Source organism: Synechococcus sp. R6-7, assembly GCF_047461695.1.
Classification (GTDB): Bacteria; Cyanobacteriota; Cyanobacteriia; order Thermostichales; family Thermostichaceae; genus Thermostichus.
In genome coordinates this window covers 1-4,132 of the sequence record NZ_JANSHS010000464.1, presented here as the reverse complement: position 1 = coordinate 4,132, position 4,132 = coordinate 1, and the positions used below count along the sequence as shown (strand labels likewise).

General features: G+C 59.1%; 3 protein-coding genes. All 3 read right to left on the bottom strand.

The genetic code is table 11. From position 1 onward, the window contains the following. Positions 1 to 32: 32 nt before the first annotated feature. Positions 33 to 614 (bottom strand): hypothetical protein, encoded by a 582-nt coding sequence (locus tag NW815_RS12795; protein WP_414389289.1) that lies wholly within the window; start codon positions 612 to 614, stop codon positions 33 to 35. Positions 615 to 688: 74 nt separating this feature from the next. Beyond that, positions 689 to 1,213, bottom strand: a complete 525-nt coding sequence (gene ilvN / locus NW815_RS12790; protein ID WP_011432604.1) for an acetolactate synthase small subunit — start codon at positions 1,211 to 1,213, stop codon at positions 689 to 691. A gap of 164 nt (positions 1,214 to 1,377) precedes the next feature. Further along, on the bottom strand, positions 1,378 to 3,891 hold the full coding sequence (locus tag NW815_RS12785; RefSeq protein WP_414389292.1) for a DUF3656 domain-containing U32 family peptidase: 2,514 nt from the start codon (positions 3,889 to 3,891) through the stop codon (positions 1,378 to 1,380). Between the last annotated feature and the right edge of the window lie 241 nt (positions 3,892 to 4,132).

Genomic DNA, 4,132 nt, shown 5'->3' with positions numbered 1-4,132 from the left:
GAGCTTATTATTGACTAGAGTCATGCTCTACTTCAGGTGGGAGTAGAAGTATTGGTAGGGCTGGGAGCTCCATCGGACTCCGTCCTGCCAACGTCGGCGGCAGCAGGTGCAGTTGCCGGCAGTGTAGGTTCTGGCCCGGCAGGAGGCAACTCCGGTGCCGGTGCGGGCTGAGGCAGAAAGTCGATGACCTCCCAAGTCTTGGAATCCGGTGAGCTGTAGGCCAGCAGCCACCGTTCGGGCACGGTTTTGACGCGGTCGGGCGAGCGTTGTGTAGCAACAGTTTGTGCCTTTTGGTGGGCCAGGGTGAGCTGGAAGGGATCCCCTTTGCGGCGATAGGGGCGGCGGGATCCCGGCGGATGCACGATTAGGGTGTAGGTACCGCTGAGGTGATGGCCTTCCAGGGTTTCTCCTGAGACTAACAGCAAAGGTTCACGGCGATCTTGGCGGATTTTCACATCCTGCAATTCCAGATGTGCCGACAACCGGTCGCTGCCCACTAAGGATCCCACCGGCCCGGACACATGAGCGATCTGATAGGCGAGGGCCTGCTGCACAATCGGTTTTGGCGGCCTGGGGCCACAGCCGACCAGCAGCCCCACCAGCACAATAGCCACAAGGCTAATCGTGCCCCGCAGAACCGATCCCCTACAACTCCACCCCAGTTTTGGCATCGCTTCCCCTGAGGCCATCAGACGGTAACTAAGGTGGGGTGTTGCTTCAGGTATTCCGTATTCACGCCGGACTCGCGGGTGAGAGCCACCAGGCCGGTACGGGCGATCTCACGGATGCCAAAGCTGGTCAACATCTTGATGATGGCCACCATTTTGCCGGGATCCCCGGTTACCTCGAGAGTCAAAGACTCTTCTGCCACATCCACAATCCGGGCGCGAAACATTTGGGCCACATCCATAATGGCGGAGCGGGTATCGGGGCTGGCATTGACCTTGACCAGCATCAGCTCCCGTTCCACGCAGGGAACATGGGTGATATCGGTAACTTTCAGCACGTCGATGAGCTTGTAGAGCTGCTTCGTCATCTGCTCCACATCGTGTTCATCTCCCTGCACCACCATGGTGATGCGAGAGATCCCCGGTCGTTCGGTGGGGCCAACAGTGAGGCTGTCGATGTTAAAGCCGCGACGGGCAAACATCCCCGCAATGCGGGTTAAAACGCCAGGCTGATCCTGCACGAGGGCGCTGAGGGTGTGTTTCACGGCAACCAGAGGATAGAGAAAAAGCTGAGAAGAGGTTGGGGAAGCACCTGGGAATAACAATACCCTGAGGAAATTTTACGCCAACTTTGCCGGAATGTTTTTCGCATTGCTCCGGTCGGAGCACAGCTGCAGAGCCGGCGCCCTAGAGAAAGACAGCGCAGCCGTTAACTCTCCAAAGACCCGCGCGTAACCCCCAATTGGCTGTGTAGCTTCAGCTCCTGCCACAGTTGGGATCCGCTGAGTTGTCCTTGTAAGAGTTGCTGATAGCGATGCAGCGTTTGTTGAATCTCGGCGGGGGATTCATGCAAAAATTCGATGCGCAGATAGCGCAGGCCCAAGGCCAATAATTTCGGCACATATTCTGCCCCCGTTTGGGCCTTGCCGTTGTAGAGGGTATTCCGACAGCCGGCATCGGCCTTCAAAATGTGCTCGACATTGGCCCTGTCCCTCAGCTTCACCTCGTGTTTTTCACATGGGCGACCACAATTGGTGTAATCCGTTCCGCTGGATAAAAAGGCGCAAAAGACGCAGTGCTCCATGTGGAACAGGGGCATATGTTGATGAAGGGTAACCTCATACCTATGGGCGGGGCCGGCTTGCAGCAGGGATCCCAGTTGCTCATGGTTGAGGTCATAGGAAGCCGTCAGGCGCTCCAGGTTGTAACGGGTTTTGAGATAGTGGGCCGTGATGGGATTGGCCACATTCAAGGAAAAATCCCCAATGCAGCGCTGCCCGGCAAAGAAACGGAGATGATCGTAATTTCTCACCAAGTAGCCATCGGCCCCAGCGGCCAACACTTGCTTTAGGATCCAGGTTTCTCCCGGCTTGGTGATGCGGGGCGGGGCAGCCCACAGCTCCACCTCAGGATGGATGGCTTTGGTTGTGCGGATCACCTCCCGATAGCGGCGGGGATCCTCAAACTCCAGATAGATCTGCCTAATACCGCTGGCTATCGCCGCCGGCAGTTGCGCCGGATCCCGCACCAACACCACCAACTGCGGGGATCCCCTTTCGGGCTCCTCCTGAGAAGGCACCAGATCTTGCCAGCGAGCTTCGGGATTGAGTTGCCAGCGCGGGGGCTGAGCTCGCAGAGCTTGTAGGCGTTCCACCGCTTGTCGGCGCATCTGGTTGAGCAGGCTCACCGGCAGCATTACCTCCCCCTGCAAGGCATTGTGCAGGGATCCCAACTTGAAAGGAGTGGAGCCCAAACGGCCCAGTTGCTGTCGCAGTTTTTCGGTGGTGAGGGGTTGGCGGTGGGCAGCTTCCAGGGGCAGCGGCGAATCCACCTGCACCGTATGGCCTTGCTCATCCCGCAGGATCAGCGTCAGCGGGGATCCCACTTGGCCGTGAACCTCCATGTGGACAGGCCGCTGAAAGCGGGGGTGATCCCCGGCGTAGCTTTGGCGCAGGCGCTTTTCCAGTTCCGGGTCGCTGGTCTTCCAGAGGCGATCCCCCACCCGCAGACGTTTGAGATCAATGACCCCCTCTCCGAAGCTGATCCAGGCCAGCCCCTGCTTCTCTTGCACCCGGTAAACCCGTCCCCCCTGCTCCGGTAACTCCGGCTGCCCCTGATCAAACACCACGCCATCCCCGGCTTTGAGGGGTGCCTCCAGCCGGATCCCCACCTGATCCTGTTGGATCCCCACCACTTGCCCCAGGTAAACCCCCCGTTTCTTGCCAAACCGCGCGTGCACCAGCTCCTGGTTGTTGATGCCCCGCAGCCAGCCTGTATAAAGCCCACGAGAAAAGCTCATCTCCAGCTCGTAGCGTTCCTGTTGCGAGGGCTGCCACGGCTGCCCCGCTCCCAGCGCATCCAAGGCCTGCCGATACACCCGCGTTACATTGGCTACATATTCTGGGGATTTCAGTCGGCCCTCAATTTTCAGACAGCGGATCCCCAGCTTCACCAGCTCCGGCAGCACCTCCAGCCCGGCCAAATCTTGAGGGCTGAGCAGATACCGCTTCTCCCCCAAGTCGCGGCGGATCCCGTCTACCACCAGCTCATAGGGCATGCGGCAGGCTTGGGCACATTCCCCCCGATTGGCCGAACGCCCCCCCAGCGCCTCGCTGGTCAGACATTGCCCCGAGTAGGCCACGCACAACGCCCCATGCACAAAGACCTCCAGAGATAGGGAGGATCCCTTCTCTTCCAGATAGGCCCGGATCTGGGCGATTTCCTGGAGGGAACATTCCCGCGCCAGCACCACCACCTCACAGCCCAGCTCAGCGGCAAACTCCGCTCCCACTCCACTGGTGATGGTCATTTGCGTGGAAGCATGGATGGGGAAATCGGGGGAAAGATGCCGGATCAGGCGGGCGATGCCAATATCCTGCACAATCACCGCATCCACCCCCGCCGCAATCATCGAGCGGATGTATCCCTCGGCTTCCGTCAGCTCCCTTGGAAAAACCAGAGTATTCAAAGTAACATAGCCCCGTACCCCCCGCCGGTGCAGCCAGGCCATCAGTTCCGGCAAATCCGCTTCCGTAAAGTTGCGGGCGCGCATCCGGGCGTTGAAGCGCTCCAGCCCAAAGTAAATGGCATCGGCTCCGTTTTCCACTGCCGCCTTGGCACACTCCCAATCCCCCGCCGGGGCCAGCAGCAGGGGCAACTTGGTGGTCAAAGGCGGCGCCTCAAAGTGATCCGTTTCCGCGAAATCTATCCCAGCAGCTTTCATCGGAAGACAGCCCCACAAAGAGAACAAGGGATCCTTTCCCATTCAAAATCAAAAAACCTGAGAGCAGGATCCCCTTGTCTCAGGTCAAGCTGCCTCTGCCGGCGGCCTCTTAACAAAAAACTCGTTCCGTCCGCAAAGGGTCTAGGTGACATACTCCCATCGCTGACCCTACGGGTACAGGGTGGGCTTCTCGCTTCATCGGGGAGCTTTCGCAAGAACCCTCAGCGAGCAGACACGGGAT